Source organism: Mesobaculum littorinae (assembly GCF_004011175.1).
Classification (GTDB): Bacteria; Pseudomonadota; Alphaproteobacteria; order Rhodobacterales; family Rhodobacteraceae; genus Tranquillimonas; species Tranquillimonas littorinae.
In genome coordinates, this window is sequence record NZ_RQXX01000004.1 from 168,431 (window position 1) to 185,807 (window position 17,377).

The following is a 17,377-nucleotide window of genomic DNA, read 5'->3' on the forward strand; positions in this document are numbered from 1 at the left end:
TTGCGCAAGAGGTCCCTGAACGGGCCTGACGCGCGCGAGGCTCAGACGTTGATCGATCCGACGGCGCCCCCGTCCACACGCCAGTTCGCCCCGGTGACAAAGCTTGCCAGCTCGGAACACAGAAGCGCGACGACGGGCGCGACCTCCTCGGGCTTGCCGCGCCGTTTCAGCACCAGGTAGGGGCGCTGTTCTTCGAGGAAGCTCTCGATCGCCTCGTCCTTCGACACGCCCATGCTGTCGGCGCGTTTCTCCATCATCCCGTCCGTCATCGGCGTCTCGATGAAGGCCGGCGCCACGCAGTTTACCAGCAGGCCGCTGCCGGAATGCTGCATGGCAATCGACTTGGCAAAGCTCAAAAGCGCCGATTTCGCCGCGTTGTAGACCGTTTCGTCCGGGTAGGGCTGCGCCACGTTTTCCGAGGTGATGAAGACCATCCGCCCCCAGCCCTTGTCGACCATCTTCGGCCCGATCCGCCGAGCCAGGCGCACCGCCGACAGGAAATCGATATCGAGCGCGTGCGCCCAGTCCTCTTCGCTCATTTTCAGCGGATCGCCCTTGGCACCGGTCACGCCCGCAAGGTGGCACAGGATGTCCGGGGCATCGCCCACCTCGTCGAGGAACGCGGTCACCCCCTCGGGCGTCGAAAGGTCGGCCGCCACGCCCTTTGCGTCGAACTGCCGCGCGGCATCGGCCACCTTGTCCTTGTCGACATCCGTCATGATCAGCTTTGCGCCCGCCTCGGCCAGCCGCTGCGCCGTGGCCATGCCGATGCCGCCCGAGGCGCCGGTGATGATGGCCGTCTTGCCTTGAATTCCGAGGTCCATGAGGCCTCTCCCTTTCGTCTTGTGTCCGGCGGGGAACGCCGCGCTGGCCGGAAGGTTCACGGACATACGCCGGGGGATTGAAGACCGGGCCCCGATCGACTAGATGGGGCGGTGAGAGGTTGGCGCGGGCAAGCACCTCGCCAACCCGGTCAGGTCCGGAAGGAAGCAGCCGTAACGAGCCTCGCTTGGGTCGTTGTCAGCCTCTCACCATTTCCCTCATGCATATGCCAGCCAGCCTTCGCGACCCGCCAAGGCCGCCAGCCCCCCTGTTCGGGCGCGTCGGACAGCCTGCCGCGCGACACGAAATCGCTCGCCATCCCGCCCTTCCGCAGACTAGGCTGGGCCATGGCCAAGGATACCGCCACTGCCGCCAAGTCGGGCGAGCACGCCGACAAGCAGGCGCTTGCCGAAGAGCGCACGGATTGGGCCGAGGACCGCACGATTCTCGCCAACGAAAGGACGTTCGCGGGATGGATGCGCACGGGAATGGGCGCGATCGCCATCGCCGTCGGCCTCCGCGCGATCTTCGGCCAAACCGCGATGGGCTATGCGCCCGCGCGCATCGCCGCGACGTTCTTCTGCCTCGTGGCGATCTATATCTTCTGGGCGGCCCGGCAAAAGGCCTGCGCCACCGTGGGCCGCCTGCGTGCCCACCAGGCCCGCCCGCTGCCGACGCGGTCGGTCACGATCATATCGACGGCGCTGTCGGTGGGCGCGGCCGGAACCGCCGGATTGCTGTGGCTGGTCTGACCGGCCGGGCGACCGCGCGCTAAGGGCCGGGCCGCGCCGGGGACGGCTGGACCCCGCCGCCCCGTGCGCCTACCTTGGGCGCGACCGCCATTCGCCCCACCTGCACCGCAGCAAAGACCGCAAGGCCCCCATGTCCGACGATGCCCCCGCCTATCAGGTGCTCGCCCGCAAGTACCGCCCCGAGACCTTTGCCGATCTCGTGGGTCAGCAGGCGATGGTCCGCACGCTGAAGAACGCGTTCGAAAGCGACCGCATCGCGCAGGCCTTCATCATGACGGGCATCCGCGGCACCGGGAAGACGACAACCGCCCGCATCATCGCAAAGGGGCTGAACTGCGTGGGCCCCGATGGCAACGGCGGCCCGACCACGACCCCCTGCGGGGTCTGCGAACCCTGCCGCCGGATCTCGGAAGGCCGGTTCATCGACGTGCTCGAAATCGACGCGGCATCGTCGACCGGCGTCGATTCGATCCGCGAGATCAACCGAATGGCCGAGGGCCGCCCGGCGCAGGGCCGGTTCAAGGTCTTCATCATCGACGAGGTGCACATGCTGTCCACCTCAGCCTTCAACGCGATGCTGAAGACGCTCGAGGAACCGCGCCCGCACACCAAGTTCATCCTCGCCACGACCGAGATCCGCAAGGTCCCCGTCACCGTCCTGTCGCGCTGCCAGCGCTTCGACCTGCGCCGGATCGAGCCCGAGGAGATGCTGGCCATGCTGCGCCGCATCGCCGGGGCCGAGGGCGCCGAGATTACCGACGAGGCGCTGATGCTGATCACCCGCGCCGCCGAAGGTTCGGCGCGCGACGCGCAGTCGCTGCTCGACCAGGCGATCAGCCATGGCGCTGGGGAAACCACCGCCGAACAGGTGCGCGCGATGCTGGGCCTGGCCGATCGCGGCCGCGTCCTGGACCTTTTCGACATGGTCATGGCGGGCGACGCGCCCGGAGCGCTGACCGAGCTTTCCAGCCAGTATGCCGAGGGCGCCGACCCGATGGCGGTGCTGCGCGACCTGGCCGAGATCACGCACTGGATCTCGGTCATCAAGATCACGCCCGACGCGGCCGAGGATCCGACGGTCGGCCCCGACGAACGCGCCCGCGGCCTGTCGATGGCCGAAAAGCTGCCGATGCGGGTGATGACGCGGATGTGGCAGATGCTGCTGAAATCGCTTGAGGAAGTGGCAGGCGCCCCCAACGCGATGATGGCAGCCGAGATGGCGATCATCCGCCTGACCCATGTGGCCGACCTGCCCACCCCGGGCGATCTGGTGCGCAAGCTGCAGGACAGCCCCCGCCCCGAGGCGCCCGCGCCACAGGGCGGCCCGGGCCCGCAGGGCGCGGGGTCCGGTGGTGGTGGCGGGGGCGGTGGCAGCGGGGCCGGCCATGCGGGCACCGCGCAGGGCTATGTCAGCCGATCCGCTCCGCAGGGCCCCTCGGGCGCGGCCACCGCGCAGGCACAGGCGCCCGACGCGGGCCTTGCCCGGTTCCACAGCTTCCCCGCGGTGGTCGAACTGATCCGCGCCAACCGCGACGCCAAGCTTCTGATCGAGGTCGAGACCTGCGTGCGTCTTGCCGCCTATGCGCCCGGCCGGATCGAGTTCGAGCCGACCGAGGATGCCCCCCGCGACCTCGCCGCCCGGCTGGCGCAGCGACTGCAGATGTGGACCGGCGTCCGCTGGGCGGTGTCGGTCGTGGGCCGCGGCGGCGCCAAGACTATCGCCGAAGAGCGCGACGCCGAAGAGCTGGCCATGCGCGCCGAGGCCGAGCGGCACCCGCTGGTGCAGGCGGCGCTGTCGGCTTTTCCCGGCGCGAAGATCCGCGAGATCCGCACCGCCCAGGAGATCGAGGCCGAGGCGGCGGCAGAGGCCCTGCCCGAGGTCGATGAGGAATGGGATCCGTTCGAAGAGGATTGAACACCCCCCGCAGGCACGCCACATGGGGGCAAACGAGGTTTCAGGGAGACGACGCGATGTTCAAGGGATTGGGCGGGCTCGGCGATATGGGCAAGATGATGAAGGCGGCCCAGGAGATGCAGGGCAAGATGGCCGAGATGCAGGAAGAGCTGGAGCGGATCACCGTCACCGGCGAGTCCGGCACCGGCCTCGTCAAGGCGACGGCCACGGCCAAGGGCGAGCTGACCGCGCTCGACATCGATCCGTCGATCTTCAATCCAGACGAGAAGGAAGTGGTCGAGGATCTGATCCTCGCCGCGATCAAGGACGCCCAGCAAAAGGCCCAGACCCGAAGCCAGGAAGAGATGGCCAAGGTCACCGACGGGCTTGGCCTGCCGCCCGGCATGAAGATGCCGTTCTGAGGCCTATGGACGACCGCCCCGGCGCCCCCCGCCAGAACGCCTCGGAAGAGATCGAGGCGCTTATCACGCTGATGGCGAAGCTGCCGGGCCTTGGGCCCCGGTCGGCGCGGCGTGCCGTGCTGCACCTTGTCAAGAAGCGCGCGCTGCTGATGACGCCGCTGGCCGACGCGATGCACAACGTGGCGGCCAGTGCGCGCGAATGCCTTGTCTGCGGCAACATCTCGGGCGCCGAGGTCTGCCATATCTGCCGCAACGAAAAGCGCGCGACCGGCGAAATCTGCGTGGTCGAAGACGTCGCGGACCTGTGGGCCATGGAACGCGCGCAGGTCTTCGGCGGGCGCTATCACGTTCTGGGCGGCACCCTGTCCGCGCTGGATTCGATCGGGCCCGAGGATCTGCGCATCCCCAAGCTGGTGCAGCGCGTCGCGGACGAGGGGGTGAGCGAGGTGATCCTTGCCCTTGGCGCCACCGTCGACGGCCAGACCACGGCGCATTACATCGCCGATGCGCTGGAGGGGACCGGCGCGCGCCTGACTTCGCTGGCACAGGGCGTGCCCATCGGCGGCGAGCTCGATTACCTCGACGATGGCACCATCACCGCCGCCCTGCGCGCCCGCCGCAGCTTCTAGGGCCGTATCCCGCGAGAGCGCGGAACCGGCACTTCGGTGTGCATTCCGCCCCAGAAGTCCGGCGCGACCCGCGTGAAAAGTCGTGTCCCGAGTCATCATCGATGACCACGCCCCGACCTGTCCGCACCGTTCCGGGGGCATCGCCCTGCACCCGGGCGCGGCACTCTCGGCCCGGAAAACGAACGGCGGGCAGCCTTGCGCAGGCGGACGCGGCGGAGGCCCTCAGGCGCGGCCCGGAAGCTACCGAACAGAAAGGGCGGCGCAGGGCAACGCCGCGCCGCCGACCTTGCTCAGGTAAAACGATTGTCGCGCGGGAAGCCGCGCGGCGCCATGCGGCCGGCGCTGGCGCGCTTTGCAATCCATTCGTCCAGCACGGGTTCGCGCCGGGTCCGGCCACCGGCATCCTGCCACGACAGGCCGTCGGCCAGCGCGAAGGTGATCGCGTCGGACAGGCCGCCATCCTTGTATTTCTGCAGCCGCACGCCCTTGCCGCGCGTCATCTCGGGCAGCTCGGACAACGGGAAGACCAGCATCTTGCGGTTCTCGCCCACCACCGCGACATGGTCGCCCGTAACTGCGGTGCAGATCTTGGCGCGCACCTCGTCGCCGCGCACGTTCAGGACCTGCCGCCCCGCGCGGGTCTGCGCCGCGATCTCGGCCTCAGGCACGATGAACCCGTCCCCCGCCGAGGATGCCACCAGCAGCTTGCGGGTCTTGTCGTGGGTGAAGATCGTGACGATGTCGGCTTCGTTCGGCAGATCGACCATCAGCCGCACCGGCTCGCCCATGCTGCGCCCGCCCGGCAGGTTCGCCGCCGACAGGGTGTAGAACCGCCCGTTGGTGCCCATGACCAGCAGCCGGTCGGTGGTTTCGGCATGGAAGATGAAGCGCGGGCCGTCGCCGTCCTTGAACTTCAGCTCGCCATCCAGCGCGATATGGCCCTTCATCGCCCGGATCCAGCCCATCTTCGAGCAGACGACCGTGATCGGTTCGCGATCGATCATCGCCTCGATCGGCACCTCCTCGACCACGCCCGCCTCGGCAAGCTGGGTCAGGCGCTGACCGCGCGGCGTGTCGCGTCCGAACTGCTTGCGCACCTCGCGCAGTTCCTCGCCGATACGGACCCATTGCAGCTCTTCCGAGCCGAGGAGTTCCTCGATCCCCGCGCGCTCGTCCATCAGCGCGTCGCGTTCGCGCCGCAACTCGATCTCTTCGAGACGGCGCAGGCTGCGCAGCCGCATGTTGAGAATGGCCTCGACCTGCACGTCCGACAGATCGCGGCCCGGGAAACGCTTGGGCGCCTCTTCGCCCGCGGCCGGGTCGGGCTGCGTGACCAGCGTGTCGGGCGCGACGCCCGCCAGGGGCGAACGATACTCGGCCTCGGTCATCGCGCGCGGGATGCCCGCCTGGTGCGCGGTCGACCAGTCCTCGTACATCAGCGCGGTCTTTGGATCGTTGTCGTAGCGGATGATGTCGATCACCCGGTCGAGGTTGAGGAAGGCGAGGATGAAGCCGCCCAGCACCTCGAGCCGCCGGTCGATCTTGGCCAGCCGGTGGCGCGACCGGCGCTGCAGCACGTCGCGGCGGTGATCCAGAAACGCGCGCAGAACCTCCTTCAGCGAACAGACCTTGGGCGTGCGCCCGTCGATCAAAACGTTCATGTTGAGCGAGAACCGCACCTCGAGATCCGAGTTGCGGTAAAGCATGTTCATCAGCACGTCCGGGTCGACGCTGCGCGACCGCGGTTCGAGGATCATCCGCACGTCGTCGGCGCTTTCATCCCGGATGTCGGCGAGGATCGGCACCTTCTTGGTCTGGATCAGCTCGGCGATGCGTTCGACCAGCTTCGACTTCTGCACCTGGAACGGAATTTCGGTGATGACGATCTGCCATTGCCCGCGGCCCAGGTCCTCCTTCTCCCACCGGCAGCGCAGACGGAAGGCGCCGCGCCCGGTCCGGTAGGTCTCGGCGATCGATTCGGGCGGCTCGACCAGCACGCCGCCGGTGGGGAAATCGGGCCCCTTCACGTAATTCAGAAGCGTGTCGTCGCGCGCATCCGGCGTCTTGATCAGGTGCAGGCAGGCACCGACCAGCTCGTCGATGTTGTGCGGCGGGATATTGGTGGCCATGCCCACCGCGATCCCGCTCGACCCGTTGGCCAGCAGGTTCGGGAAGGCGGCGGGCAGCACCACGGGTTCGCTGAGCGTGCCGTCGTAATTTTCGCGGTAATCCACCGCGTCCTCGGCCAGCCCTTCCAGCAGCGCCTCGGCCGCGGCGGTCATCCGCGCTTCGGTATAGCGCGAGGCGGCCGGGTTATCGCCGTCGATGTTGCCGAAGTTGCCCTGCCCGTCGACCAGCGGGTAGCGGACGTTGAAATCCTGCGCCAGCCGCGCCATCGCGTCGTAGATCGCGGCGTCGCCGTGCGGGTGGTAGTTCCCCATCACGTCACCGGCGATCTTGGCCGATTTCCTGAACCCTCCGGTGGAACCCAGTCGCAATTCGCGCATTGCATAAAGGATTCGACGATGCACGGGCTTCAGACCGTCGCGGGCGTCGGGAAGCGCGCGATGCATGATCGTGCTAAGCGCATACTGAAGATAGCGCTCGCCAATGGCGCGACGAAGAGGTTCGGACAGGTCGCTGGAGATTGGGCCGGAATCTGTGTCGCTCATACCGGTTGGATAGCCGCCGGGATCGTTGGCGTAAAGCGGTGGGATAGGAACAGGCGGACGACGGTCCGTGGCGTCATCGCGGCGCCGCGCCGTTCGAACTGTGCCAAGTGACGAGGGAACGAGACATGATCCGGCTGACGGCTATGCTGATTGCGGGACTTTACATCACCATGGCCGTGGCAGGCGGGGACCGCCCCGTCGACGTCGCCGGGGTCGAGGTGACGCGGGGCGGCGACATCGGCGGTGGCCTTCTGGGTGCCGCCAACGCGTCCGAGGTCGATCCGGCCACCGGCGAGCCCAAGCAAGACCGCCTGGCAATCGACGATTACGATGGCGCCGTCGCGCGGGCCATCGCCGCATCTCAAAGCTATGAGCGCCCTGCCCCGGCCCGGGTCGCCGTTGTCGAACCCGCCTCCGCGGCTCCGACGCAGGCCGAAGCTGCGGCCGCAAAGGATCTGTGGTACGTGAGCGGCAGCAACGTGAACCTGCGTTCCGGCCCTTCGACCAGCAATCCGGTCGTCGGCAGAGCGGCCGAGGGTGACAGGGCCGAGATGCTGGAACAAGAGGGCGGCTGGTACCGCATCCGCCTGGAAACCGGCAAGACCGCGTATATCTACGGTAAGTTCCTCGATAGTCGTCAGGGCTGATCCGGCTCGGGCACCCGAGAATCGAATGAACGACGGGGCCGCCTGTAACGGGCGGCCCTTTCGGCATGAAAAGCATGGCACAGGGCCGCGGACAGGGGTGCGGTATGGCGCGCAGAAGCATTCTGATCACCGGGTGTTCCAGCGGGATCGGCCGCGACGCCGCGCTGGGTCTGTCGCGTAACGGGTGGCGCGTCTTCGCCACCTGCCGAAACCCCGAGGACTGCGCGGGCCTCGCGGCGGAAGGTCTTGAGAGTTTCCCGCTGGACTATGCCGATCCCGCCTCGATCGAGGCGGCGCTGGCGCGGGTGATCGACGCCACCGGCGGCACGCTCGACGCGCTGTACAACAATGGTGCCTACGCGATCCCGGGCGCGGTCGAGGATCTGCCGCGCGATGCGCTGCGGTCCATCTTCGAATCGAACCTGTTCGGCTGGCATGACCTGACTCGCCGCGTGATCCCCGTGATGCGGGCACAGGGGCACGGGCGCATCCTGAATTGCTCGTCGGTGCTGGGCTACGTCTCGACCCCGTGGCGCGGCGCGTACTCCGCGACGAAATTCGCGCTGGAAGGACTGACAGACGCGCTGCGGCTGGAAATGCGGGACACGCCGATAAAGGTCATCCTGATCCAGCCGGGCCCCATCGGCACGGCGTTCCGGCAGAACGCCATCAAGCAGTTCGAACGCTGGATCGACTGGGAGGGGTCGGCCCGGGCCGAGCAATACCGCAATTCGCTCCTCAAACGGCTCTACGGCACAGATACCGGCGACCGCTTCGAATTGCCGCCCGAGGCGGTGACGGCGGTGATTTCCCGTGCGCTCGACCACCCGCGCCCCCGCGCGCGCTACCGCGTGACGGTCCCGGCCAAGGGTGCCGGCCTCCTGCGCCGCGCCCTGCCCGACCCGCTGCTGGACCGGGTTCTGTCACGCAGCTAGCAACCGGGCCACAGGCAGCGATCCGCCGCCACCGCGCCCTGCGAAGACACGCGCCCTCCGAAGACACCTGCATTTCTGCCGTCGACGCCTGGCCCAGCCGGGGCGCGCAGCGGGACGATCCGCCACGGTCGCCAAAGCCCGCGAACCGGGCTATGTCAGGCCGGAACAGGAACGGAGGTTCGCATGGGCAAGGATCCCCTCTTCATCGTCGCCGCCATCGCGGTGATCGGGGTGCTGTGCATCCTGATGGTCGGCATCGGCGGCTTCGCCAAGGGCGGTGAGTTCAACAGGCGCCACGCCAACCGGATCATGCGGCTGCGCATCATCGCGCAGGCTGTTGCCGTCGGGCTGATCCTGCTTTTCGTCTTTGTCCGCAGCCTCGGGGGAAGCTGAGATGGTCGTCCTGAACCGCATCTACACCCGCACCGGCGACAGCGGAGAGACCGCGCTGGGCAACGGTACGCGGGTGCGCAAGGATTCCCTGCGGGTCGAGGCCTACGGCACGGTCGACGAGCTGAACGCGACGCTGGGCATGGCCCGGCAGCACGCAGCCGACGACGGCGACGCCCGGCTGGCGGCGATCCAGAACGACCTGTTCGACCTGGGCGCAGATCTCTGCCGCCCGGCCCGCGAAGGCGAAGAGACAGAAGACCATCCGCCGCTGCGCATGTCCGACGCCCAGACCGGTCGGCTGGAATCCGAGATCGACGCGATGAACGCCAATCTCGAACCGCTGCGCAGCTTTGTCCTGCCTGGCGGGTCGGCGCTGGCCGCGCACCTGCACCTGGCCCGCACGGTCGCGCGGCGGGCCGAGCGCCTGACCGTGGCGCTGGCCAATGAAGAGCCCGTGACCGAGGCCGCGATCCGCTACCTCAACCGCCTGTCGGACTGGCTGTTCGTGGCCGCGCGCATGGCCAATGACGGTGGCCGCGACGACGTGCTCTGGACCCCCGGCGCCAACCGCTAGACTGGTCGGCCAGGCGTGCCCCGGCGCCCGTCCGACGCGACGTTTTCGGGGCGCGCGACGGGTTCGGGCCCGCATTCGTCGCAAGCGTCTTGTTGACCGGCGCAGAGGCGGTTTAGGTTCCGCTGCGACACGGGCCCGCTCCGGCCCGGTGCAGGAAAGGGAGAGCTGCGGATGAAAATCCTCGTGCCCGTGAAGCGGGTGATCGACTACAACGTGAAGGTCCGGGTGAAATCGGACGGCTCGGGCGTCGATCTGGCCAACGTCAAGATGTCGATGAACCCCTTCGACGAAATCGCCGTCGAAGAGGCCATCCGCCTCAAGGAAAAGGGCACAGCGGACGAGGTCATCGCCGTGTCGATCGGCGTGAAGCAGGCGCAGGAAACCCTGCGCACCGCGCTGGCGATGGGCGCCGACAGGGCGATCCTGGTGGTTGCCGCCGACGACGTGCACCAGGATATCGAACCCCTCGCCGTCGCCAAGATCCTGAAGGCCGTGATCGACGAGGAACAGCCGGGCCTCGTGCTTTGCGGCAAGCAGGCCATCGACAACGACATGAACGCCACCGGCCAGATGCTGGCCGCGCTTTTGGGCTGGAGCCAGGCCACCTTTGCCAGCAAGCTCGAGATCGAGGGCGAGGCCGCCAAGGTCACCCGCGAAGTCGACGGCGGGCTGCAGACGATCGAGGTCAAGATGCCCGCCATCGTGTCGGTCGATTTGCGCCTGAACGAGCCGCGCTACGCGTCGCTGCCCAACATCATGAAGGCCAAGAAGAAGCCGCTGGACGAAAAGACCGCCGCCGATGTCGGTGTCGACGTCGCGCCGCGGCTCGAAGTGGTGAAGACGACCGAACCGGCCGAACGTCAGGCCGGACAGATTGTGGGGTCGGTTGACGAACTCGTCACGCAACTCAAAGAAAAGGGGCTGGTCTGATGGCTGTTCTGATGCTGGCCGAGGTCACCGACGGCGCCCTCGCCATGGATGCCACCGCCAAGGCCGTAGCCGCCGCGAAACCGCTGGGCGACATCACGCTTCTGTGCTGCGGCGAGACGGCGAAGGACGCCGCAGCCCAGGCCGCGACTATCGACGGCGTGGCCAAGGTGCTGGTCGCGGAAGATGCGCTTTACGGTCACCGCCTCGCCGAGCCCACCGCGGCACTTCTGGTGAGCCTTGCGGGCGATTACGACCATATCGCGGCGCCCGCCACCACGGATGCCAAGAACATCCTGCCCCGTGTCGCGGCGCTTCTGGATGTGATGGTGATCTCGGACGTGTCGGGCGTGATCGACGCCGACACCTTCGAGCGCCCCGTTTATGCCGGCAACGCCGTGCAGACGGTGAAATCGAAGGACGCCAAGAAAGTCCTGACGATCCGCACCTCGTCCTTCGACGCCGCCGCTACGGGCGGGCAGGCTCCGGTCGAGGATGTCGCGACCGGCGAAGATCCCGGCCTGTCGTCCTGGGTCGAGGACAAGGTCGCCGAAAGCGATCGGCCGGACCTAACGAGCGCCAGCATCGTCGTCTCGGGCGGCCGCGGCATCGGTTCGGAAGAGAATTTCCAGCTGATCGAGAAACTGGCCGACAAGCTGGGCGCCGCGGTGGGCGCGTCGCGCGCGGCGGTGGATTCCGGCTACGCCCCGAACGACTGGCAGGTGGGCCAGACCGGCAAGGTGGTGGCGCCCGACCTTTATATCGCCGTCGGCATCTCGGGCGCGATCCAGCACCTTGCGGGGATGAAGGACAGCAAGGTGATCGTCGCGATCAACAAGGACGAGGAGGCGCCGATCTTCCAGGTGGCCGACCTTGGGCTTGTGGGCGACCTGTTCGAGCTGCTGCCGGACCTGACCGAAAAGCTGTGACGGACGGCCGCGGGGGTTTCACACCCCCGCACCCCCGTGGAGTATTTCAGAAGAGAAGAAGCAGGGGTCCCGCGGGGCCCCTGTTTCGTTTCCCGTGGACCCTCCGGGCTGGACGGGCGGCGGGCTGTGTGGGGGGGGGGAGCCAAGTCGGTCATGGCCGGCGGCCCGGACGGAGACCAGTCCGTTCGCGGCAGCACAGCTTTCTGCTTGCGGCTGCGCGGACGCCGTCTGCCATCCCTTAAAAACGACAAACCCCCGAAGCGGTAAGCCCGGGGGTCGTCTCGACGAAGCCGTGACGGCCCCGAAGCGTTCAGTGATGCGGCCTCAGAGAAGACCTTCGCGTTGCGCCTTCTTGCGCGCAAGCTTGCGTTGACGGCGGACGGCCTCGGCCTTCTCGCGCGCCTTCTTCTCGGAGGGCTTCTCGAAATGTTGCCGAAGCTTCATCTCGCGGAAGACGCCCTCACGCTGCAGCTTCTTTTTCAGGGCCCGGAGGGCCTGATCGACATTGTTGTCGCGAACGCTGACCTGCATGTGGTTGTCACCACCTTTCTAAGTTAGGGTTTCGGGAAATATTGCAGGAAGTGGCCATATAGCAAACCAACCCTAGTTTGTCCACCACTTCCGCCGCCAACTGGAGGAGATGCAATGACCGATGGCCCCGAAGCCGGCCCCGTCCCGGGCCCCGTGCCCACCCCCGGCGCCGATCCTGAGACCACTCCCGGGCCCGAGACCAGCCCCGGGCCCGAAACCCCCCGCGCTGCCGCCGGCCCTGCCCGCGAGGATCTGTCCGCGCAGGACCGGTTTTCCGCCGGCGGAGCTGCGGGCGCCACCATGGGCGAGGGACGGATCCATGTCGAGCCGCGGGACGCCATCCTCGACGCGGCGCTGATGCACGTGGCCTTCGACGGCTGGTCGACCGCCACCCTGATCGGGGCCGCCCGCGACGCCGACGTACCGCTGCACGAGGCGCGCGCCTTGTTCCCGCGGGGCGGCGTCGACCTTGCGCTGGCCTTCCATCGCCGCGGCGACGACCGCATGGCGGACCGGCTGGCCGCGGAACGGCTGGACGACCTGCGGTTTCGCGACCGCATCGCCCGGGCGGTGCGCATCCGGCTGGAACTGGTCCCAGACCGCGAGGCTGTGCGCCGCGCCGCGACGCTCTTTGCCCTGCCTGTGCATGCCGGCGACGGGGCGCGCGCCGTCTGGCAGACCGCCGACCGGATCTGGACCGAGCTTGGCGACACCTCGACCGATGCCAACTGGTACACCAAGCGCGCGACGCTGTCGGGCGTCTACGGTGCCACGCTCCTGTTCTGGCTGGGCGACGATTCGCCCGGACAACGGGACACGTGGGACTTTCTCGAGCGCCGCATCGACGAGGTGATGAAGATCGAAACCTTCAAGGCGCAGACCCGCAAAAATCCGGTCCTGAAGGTTCTCTTTGCCGGGCCCAACTGGGCAATGTCACGCGTCAAGCCGCCGCGCCGCGGCCCCCTGCCCGGGCGCTGGCCCGGATCGCGGGCGCCTCAAGGCGCGGCTCCGGGCTCTGCCGCCCCGGGGGGGCGCCGCTGATGCCGCTGGAGCTGCCGCAGAGCATGCGCGCCGTCGAAATCTCGGAACCGGGCGGCCCCGAGGTCCTGACGCCGGTCACCCGACCGGTGCCGCAACCCGGCGCCGGTCGCATCGTGATCCGCGTCGACTGGGCCGGGGTGAACCGACCCGATGCGCTGCAGCGCGCGGGTGCCTACGCGCCGCCGCCAGGGGCCAGCGATCTTCCCGGGCTGGAGGCGTCGGGGACCGTCGCGGCCGTCGGCGCGGGCGTGGCGCAGTGGCAGGTGGGCGACCGGGTCTGCGCGTTGCTGCCCGGCGGCGGCTATGCCGAGTTCGCCGAAACCGACGCCGCCCACGCCCTGCCCGTCCCCGACGGCATGTCGCTGCGCGAAGCCGCCTGCCTGCCCGAGACGTTCTTTACCGTCTGGAGCAATGTTTTCGACCGGGGCGGATTGCAGGCGGGCGAACGGTTCCTGGTCCACGGCGGGTCTTCGGGCATTGGCACCGTGGCGATCCAGCTGGCCCACGCGCTGGGGGTCCGGGTCTTTGCCACCGCCGGATCGGCCGAGAAATGCGCCGCCTGCGAAAGGCTCGGGGCCGAGCGGGCCATCAACTACCGCGAGGAGGATTTCGAGGAGATCCTGGGCGCCGAAGGCGGCGCGAACCTGATCCTCGACATGGTGGGAGGCGACTACATCCCGCGCAACGTGCGCACGCTGGCGCCCGACGGGCGGCTGGTGATGATCGCCTTCCTCGGCGGTCCGAAGGCCGAGCTGAACTTTGCCCAGGTCATGGCAAAGCGGCTGACGCTGACCGGATCGACGCTGCGCCCGCAAAGCGACCTGGCCAAGGCACGGATTGCCGAGAACCTGCTGGCGCATGCCTGGCCTCTGCTGACCGCGGGCCGCGTGGCGCCGGTGATGGATTCCGAGTTCCCGCTGGAGGAGGCCGCGCAGGCACATGCGCGCATGGAGACCTCGTCCCATATCGGCAAGATCGTCCTGAAGGTCGCGGGCGGCGCGTGACGCTTCGGCGCCGGTCCCGTCAGGGGATCGGCGCCATCAGCGCATCCTGCGCGGTGCAGTCGCGGATCACATCCGCGCCGCAGATCCGCGGATCCAGCCCATCCCGCGACAGGCAGACACGCGCCTCGCGGATGCGGTCGCCCTTGCAGGTGATCGTGATCATGTCGGCCGACAGTCCGGCATTGGCCTCGAGAAACGCCTCCTCGACCACCGCGGTCGGCATCCGCAGCGGGTCGGTCATCCGGGCAAAGACGTCGGGCTTGATCACCGCGTCGAAGGCGGCGCGCGCCGTGTCGTAGTAGGCGCCGGGCGCCATGCCCGAGCAGCGCCCGTGCTTCTTCCATTGGTACCACGCCGCATCCGCGTCGCCGAACAGGTCGGCCCGCTGCCCGGTTTCGGCGCGTGACGGGTCCTGCGCGGCGCCCGAGCAGTATGAGGGCCAGCCGGCCTCATACTGCGGCCAGAGCCCGTGCAGCACCCAGCCGCGCGCCGCCTCGGGATCGCACTGCTCCGATCCGCGGGCCGCGCCTTCGGTCGCGCACCAGTTGGGCGACCACGACAAGGCGAGCACCCAGTAGTCGAAGGCGCCCGCACGCTCGCCCTCGGCCAGGATCGGCGCGGGCAAAAACGCCAGTCCGCACAGCAGAGTGACAAGAAAGCGTTGCATTTCGGCTTTTCTCCGCTGGATCGGGCGACTATATGGGAATCAACTTCCCCGAAAACGAGGATATGGTCCAGCCGGACCGGCCGTTTTCCCCGGCCAAGGCCTCATTGGGCGGCGACGCCCGCCACGGGGAGCCCGAGGACCGGACGGGGAGCCCGAAGGAGAGTCACGCGATGAACAAACCGATCATGGCCAAGGCCACCGCCGTCTGGCTTGTCGACAACACCACGCTCAGCTTCAAGCAGATCGCCGAGTTCTGCGGGCTGCACGAACTTGAGGTTCAGGGCATCGCCGACGGCGACGTCGCCGCGGGCGTGAAAGGGTTCGACCCGGTCCAGAACAACCAGCTGGAACAGTCCGAGATCGACAAGGCCGAGGCCGATCCGCTGCACCGCCTGAAGCTCAAGTTCAACCTTGCCGCCGTCGGCGAGGAAAAGCGCCGCGGCCCCCGCTACACCCCGCTGTCCAAGCGGCAGGACCGGCCCGCGTCGATCCTGTGGCTGGTGAAGTTCCACCCCGAACTGGCGGATTCGCAGATTGCCAAGCTGGTGGGCACCACCAAGCCGACGATCCAGTCGATCCGCGACCGCAGCCACTGGAACATCCAGAACATCCAGCCGATCGACCCCGTGGCGCTGGGTCTGTGCCGGCAGTCCGAACTGGACGCCGCCGTCCAGAAGGCCGCCGCCAAGAAGGCCCGCGAAGGCGCGGTGATGACCGACGACGAACGCCGGCGTCTGGTTTCGACCGAGCAGAGCCTCGAAATGGGCGACGAGCCCAAGGTTCCCAGCTCGATCTCGGGTCTGGAGACCTTCACGCTGTCCAATTCGGGCGAGGAACTGAAGGAAGATGAGCGCGACGTCGCCGACGCCGACAGCTTTTTCAACCTGCCCAACGACGCGGACGACGAGGATGAGGACGACCGGGACTGATCCCGGTCGCCCCGCGCACGACTTCCCGTGGAAAAGGGGCACGCCCATGCGCCTGACGCATCTGCAATCGGCCAGTGTCATCGTCGAGGCGGGCGGCCAGCGCATCCTGACCGACCCGTGGCTTGTGCAGGGCGAATATTACGGGTCGTGGTATCACTACCCGCCCCTGCCCATGGCACCCGAGGATCTGGAGTATGACTGGATCTACGTCAGTCACATCCACCCCGACCACATGAGCCGCAAGACGCTGGAGCGGCTCGATCGCACCAAGCCCGTTCTGATCCATAAGTTCGACGAAAAGTTCCTGAAACGGAACATCGAATCGCTGGGCTTCGAGGTGATCGAGCTGCCGCATGGTGCGCCCTTCGACCTGGGCGGCGGCGCCAGCATCGAAATCTTCGCCGCCGACGACTGCGACCCCGAGCTCTGCGGCAAGTTCTTCGGCTGCGCCCCGGTGGAACGCGACTTCAGGTTCACCCAGATCGACAGCCTCGCCGTGATCTCGGACGGCATGCACGCGTTGCTGAACACCAACGACTGCCCCTACGAGCTTGCCACCCGCGTGCTGGACAAGGTGAAGGCCCGCCATCCCCGCATCGATTGCCTGTTGGTCGGCTATGCCGGGGCCGGTCCCTTCCCGCAGTGCTTTACCTTTTCGGATGATGCGCTGAAATCCCGCGCGGCCGAGCGCAAGCACGACCAGTTCATCGCCCAGGCGGTCAAGTATATCCGTCATGTCGAGCCTTCGTCCTACATGCCCTTCGCCGGCACCTACGTGCTGGGCGGGCGTCTGGGGCCGCTCAACGCCCATCGCGGGGTCCCTGCGCTCGACACCGCGCTGGCGGAGATCGAAGAGCGGCTGGGCAAGAGCGGCGCCCCCACCGGGCGGGGCTTCCTTCTGAACGCGGGCAAGGGATTCGATGTCGACCGCGGCGAGGCCGAGGCGCCCTATCGCCCCGCGTCGGCCGAGGACGTGGCCGCCTTCGTCGAAAGCACGCGCGCCGCGCCCTATGACTTCGACGAAGACGCGGTCGAAGACGACGCCACGCTCTTCGACCTGGCCGCGGCGGCCTGGCCGCGCTTTGCGCGCAAGGCCGACCAGATCGGCTTTGCCTCGGGCACCCGGATCGTCGTGGGCGACGGCAACGGCTTTGCGGTGGACTTCACCGCGACACGCCCGCCCCGGACCGTGCCGGCGGACGCCGCCCCCGACGACGGCCCGGTGGTCCAGATCGCCTGCGACCGGCGGCTTTTGGGGCGGCTGCTGCGCGGTCCCCGCTTCGCCCACTGGAACAACGCCGAGATCGGCTCGCACCTTGCGTTCCGGCGCGATCCGGACGTGTTCGAGCGCGGGCTCTACTACTGCCTCTCGGCCTTTCACGCCTAGTCCGGCCCGCGCTTGCCCCTGCCTCTTCGGCAACGGCATGGCGACCGCTCTTAAGCAAAAATTAAGGATACCGGGCTCTTCTGGGGCTGCGGCTCCGGGGGCTGGGAAACCAAGGGGCCGTGTCTTCAGCTACCAGACGCGCCCCGCGGCCAGCATGTACAGGGAACCTCTGGCCCGCGGGGCGCTGACCTTCGCTTTTGTGCCACGTGAAACGGCAGCCTC

Annotated in this window: 18 protein-coding genes and 1 other RNA gene; 15 read left to right on the top strand and 4 right to left on the bottom strand. The window is 68.1% G+C overall.

Annotated features, from left to right (window positions below):
• Positions 1–41: 41 nt before the first annotated feature.
• Positions 42–824 carry an SDR family NAD(P)-dependent oxidoreductase gene (locus tag EKE94_RS13025; RefSeq protein WP_127907058.1) on the bottom strand — a complete coding sequence of 261 codons (783 nt, stop codon included), beginning with the start codon at positions 822–824 and terminating at the stop codon, positions 42–44.
• 112 nt (positions 825–936) lie between these two features.
• Here EKE94_RS13025 and ffs point away from each other — a divergent pair.
• From ffs to recR, 5 genes are all read left to right on the top strand, one after another.
• Positions 937–1,034: signal recognition particle sRNA small type (gene ffs / locus EKE94_RS13030), an RNA gene on the top strand.
• Positions 1,035–1,169: 135 nt separating this feature from the next.
• Positions 1,170–1,574 carry a YidH family protein gene (locus EKE94_RS13035; RefSeq protein WP_127907059.1) on the top strand — a complete coding sequence of 135 codons (405 nt, stop codon included), beginning with the start codon at positions 1,170–1,172 and terminating at the stop codon, positions 1,572–1,574.
• Between the two features lie 130 nt (positions 1,575–1,704).
• On the top strand, positions 1,705–3,489 hold the full coding sequence (locus EKE94_RS13040; protein WP_127907060.1) for a DNA polymerase III subunit gamma/tau: 1,785 nt from the start codon (positions 1,705–1,707) through the stop codon (positions 3,487–3,489).
• A gap of 56 nt (positions 3,490–3,545) precedes the next feature.
• Positions 3,546–3,890, top strand: a complete 345-nt coding sequence (locus tag EKE94_RS13045; protein ID WP_127907061.1) for a YbaB/EbfC family nucleoid-associated protein — start codon at positions 3,546–3,548, stop codon at positions 3,888–3,890.
• Positions 3,891–3,895: 5 nt separating this feature from the next.
• Positions 3,896–4,519, top strand: a complete 624-nt coding sequence (gene recR, locus EKE94_RS13050; RefSeq protein WP_127907062.1) for a recombination mediator RecR — start codon at positions 3,896–3,898, stop codon at positions 4,517–4,519.
• 290 nt (positions 4,520–4,809) lie between these two features.
• Here the strand turns inward: recR and EKE94_RS13055 are convergent, their stop codons facing one another.
• The gene (locus EKE94_RS13055) at positions 4,810–7,191 is read right to left on the bottom strand and encodes a DNA topoisomerase IV subunit A (RefSeq protein WP_127907063.1); all 2,382 of its coding nucleotides are present in this window, start codon (positions 7,189–7,191) and stop codon (positions 4,810–4,812) included.
• Between the two features lie 125 nt (positions 7,192–7,316).
• On the opposite strand from EKE94_RS13055, the gene EKE94_RS13060 reads away from it, so the two are divergent.
• From EKE94_RS13060 to EKE94_RS13085, 6 genes are all read left to right on the top strand, one after another.
• On the top strand, positions 7,317–7,838 hold the full coding sequence (locus tag EKE94_RS13060) for an SH3 domain-containing protein (protein WP_127907064.1): 522 nt from the start codon (positions 7,317–7,319) through the stop codon (positions 7,836–7,838).
• 104 nt (positions 7,839–7,942) lie between these two features.
• Complete coding sequence (locus EKE94_RS13065; RefSeq protein ID WP_127907065.1) at positions 7,943–8,773, top strand: SDR family NAD(P)-dependent oxidoreductase; 831 nt, start codon at positions 7,943–7,945, stop codon at positions 8,771–8,773.
• Between the two features lie 183 nt (positions 8,774–8,956).
• On the top strand, positions 8,957–9,166 hold the full coding sequence (locus tag EKE94_RS13070) for a twin transmembrane helix small protein (RefSeq protein ID WP_127907066.1): 210 nt from the start codon (positions 8,957–8,959) through the stop codon (positions 9,164–9,166).
• Position 9,167: 1 nt separating this feature from the next.
• Positions 9,168–9,740 (top strand): cob(I)yrinic acid a,c-diamide adenosyltransferase, encoded by a 573-nt coding sequence (locus EKE94_RS13075; protein ID WP_127907067.1) that lies wholly within the window; start codon positions 9,168–9,170, stop codon positions 9,738–9,740.
• A 171-nt stretch (positions 9,741–9,911) separates the two neighbouring features.
• Positions 9,912–10,670 carry an electron transfer flavoprotein subunit beta/FixA family protein gene (locus EKE94_RS13080; protein WP_127907068.1) on the top strand — a complete coding sequence of 253 codons (759 nt, stop codon included), beginning with the start codon at positions 9,912–9,914 and terminating at the stop codon, positions 10,668–10,670.
• Positions 10,670–11,596, top strand: coding sequence for an electron transfer flavoprotein subunit alpha/FixB family protein (locus EKE94_RS13085; protein ID WP_127907069.1), 927 nt, complete (start codon positions 10,670–10,672; stop codon positions 11,594–11,596). The genes EKE94_RS13080 and EKE94_RS13085 overlap by 1 nt, the downstream gene beginning before the upstream one ends.
• A 324-nt stretch (positions 11,597–11,920) precedes the next feature.
• Here EKE94_RS13085 and rpsU read toward each other — a convergent pair whose 3' ends face one another.
• Positions 11,921–12,127: a 30S ribosomal protein S21 gene (gene rpsU / locus EKE94_RS13090; RefSeq protein ID WP_127907070.1), complete on the bottom strand. Its 207-nt coding sequence runs from the start codon at positions 12,125–12,127 to the stop codon at positions 11,921–11,923.
• Positions 12,128–12,241: 114 nt separating this feature from the next.
• Here rpsU and EKE94_RS13095 point away from each other — a divergent pair, with 114 nt between their 5' ends.
• Positions 12,242–13,168 carry a COQ9 family protein gene (locus EKE94_RS13095; RefSeq protein WP_328590495.1) on the top strand — a complete coding sequence of 309 codons (927 nt, stop codon included), beginning with the start codon at positions 12,242–12,244 and terminating at the stop codon, positions 13,166–13,168.
• Positions 13,168–14,172, top strand: coding sequence for an NAD(P)H-quinone oxidoreductase (locus EKE94_RS13100; RefSeq protein WP_206615071.1), 1,005 nt, complete (start codon positions 13,168–13,170; stop codon positions 14,170–14,172). Before EKE94_RS13095 ends, EKE94_RS13100 begins: the two co-directional genes overlap by 1 nt.
• 19 nt (positions 14,173–14,191) lie before the next feature.
• Here EKE94_RS13100 and EKE94_RS13105 read toward each other — a convergent pair whose 3' ends face one another.
• Positions 14,192–14,839 (bottom strand): ribonuclease T2 family protein, encoded by a 648-nt coding sequence (locus tag EKE94_RS13105; protein ID WP_127907071.1) that lies wholly within the window; start codon positions 14,837–14,839, stop codon positions 14,192–14,194.
• A 170-nt stretch (positions 14,840–15,009) separates the two neighbouring features.
• Between EKE94_RS13105 and EKE94_RS13110 the strand changes: the two genes are divergently transcribed.
• Together EKE94_RS13110 and EKE94_RS13115 are read left to right on the top strand one after the other, a co-directional pair.
• Entirely contained in the window at positions 15,010–15,768 is a 759-nt protein-coding gene (locus tag EKE94_RS13110; protein ID WP_127907072.1) for a DUF1013 domain-containing protein, read from the top strand.
• Positions 15,769–15,814: 46 nt separating this feature from the next.
• Complete coding sequence (locus EKE94_RS13115) at positions 15,815–17,155, top strand: MBL fold metallo-hydrolase (RefSeq protein ID WP_164870925.1); 1,341 nt, start codon at positions 15,815–15,817, stop codon at positions 17,153–17,155.
• The last annotated feature ends 222 nt before the right edge of the window (positions 17,156–17,377 follow it).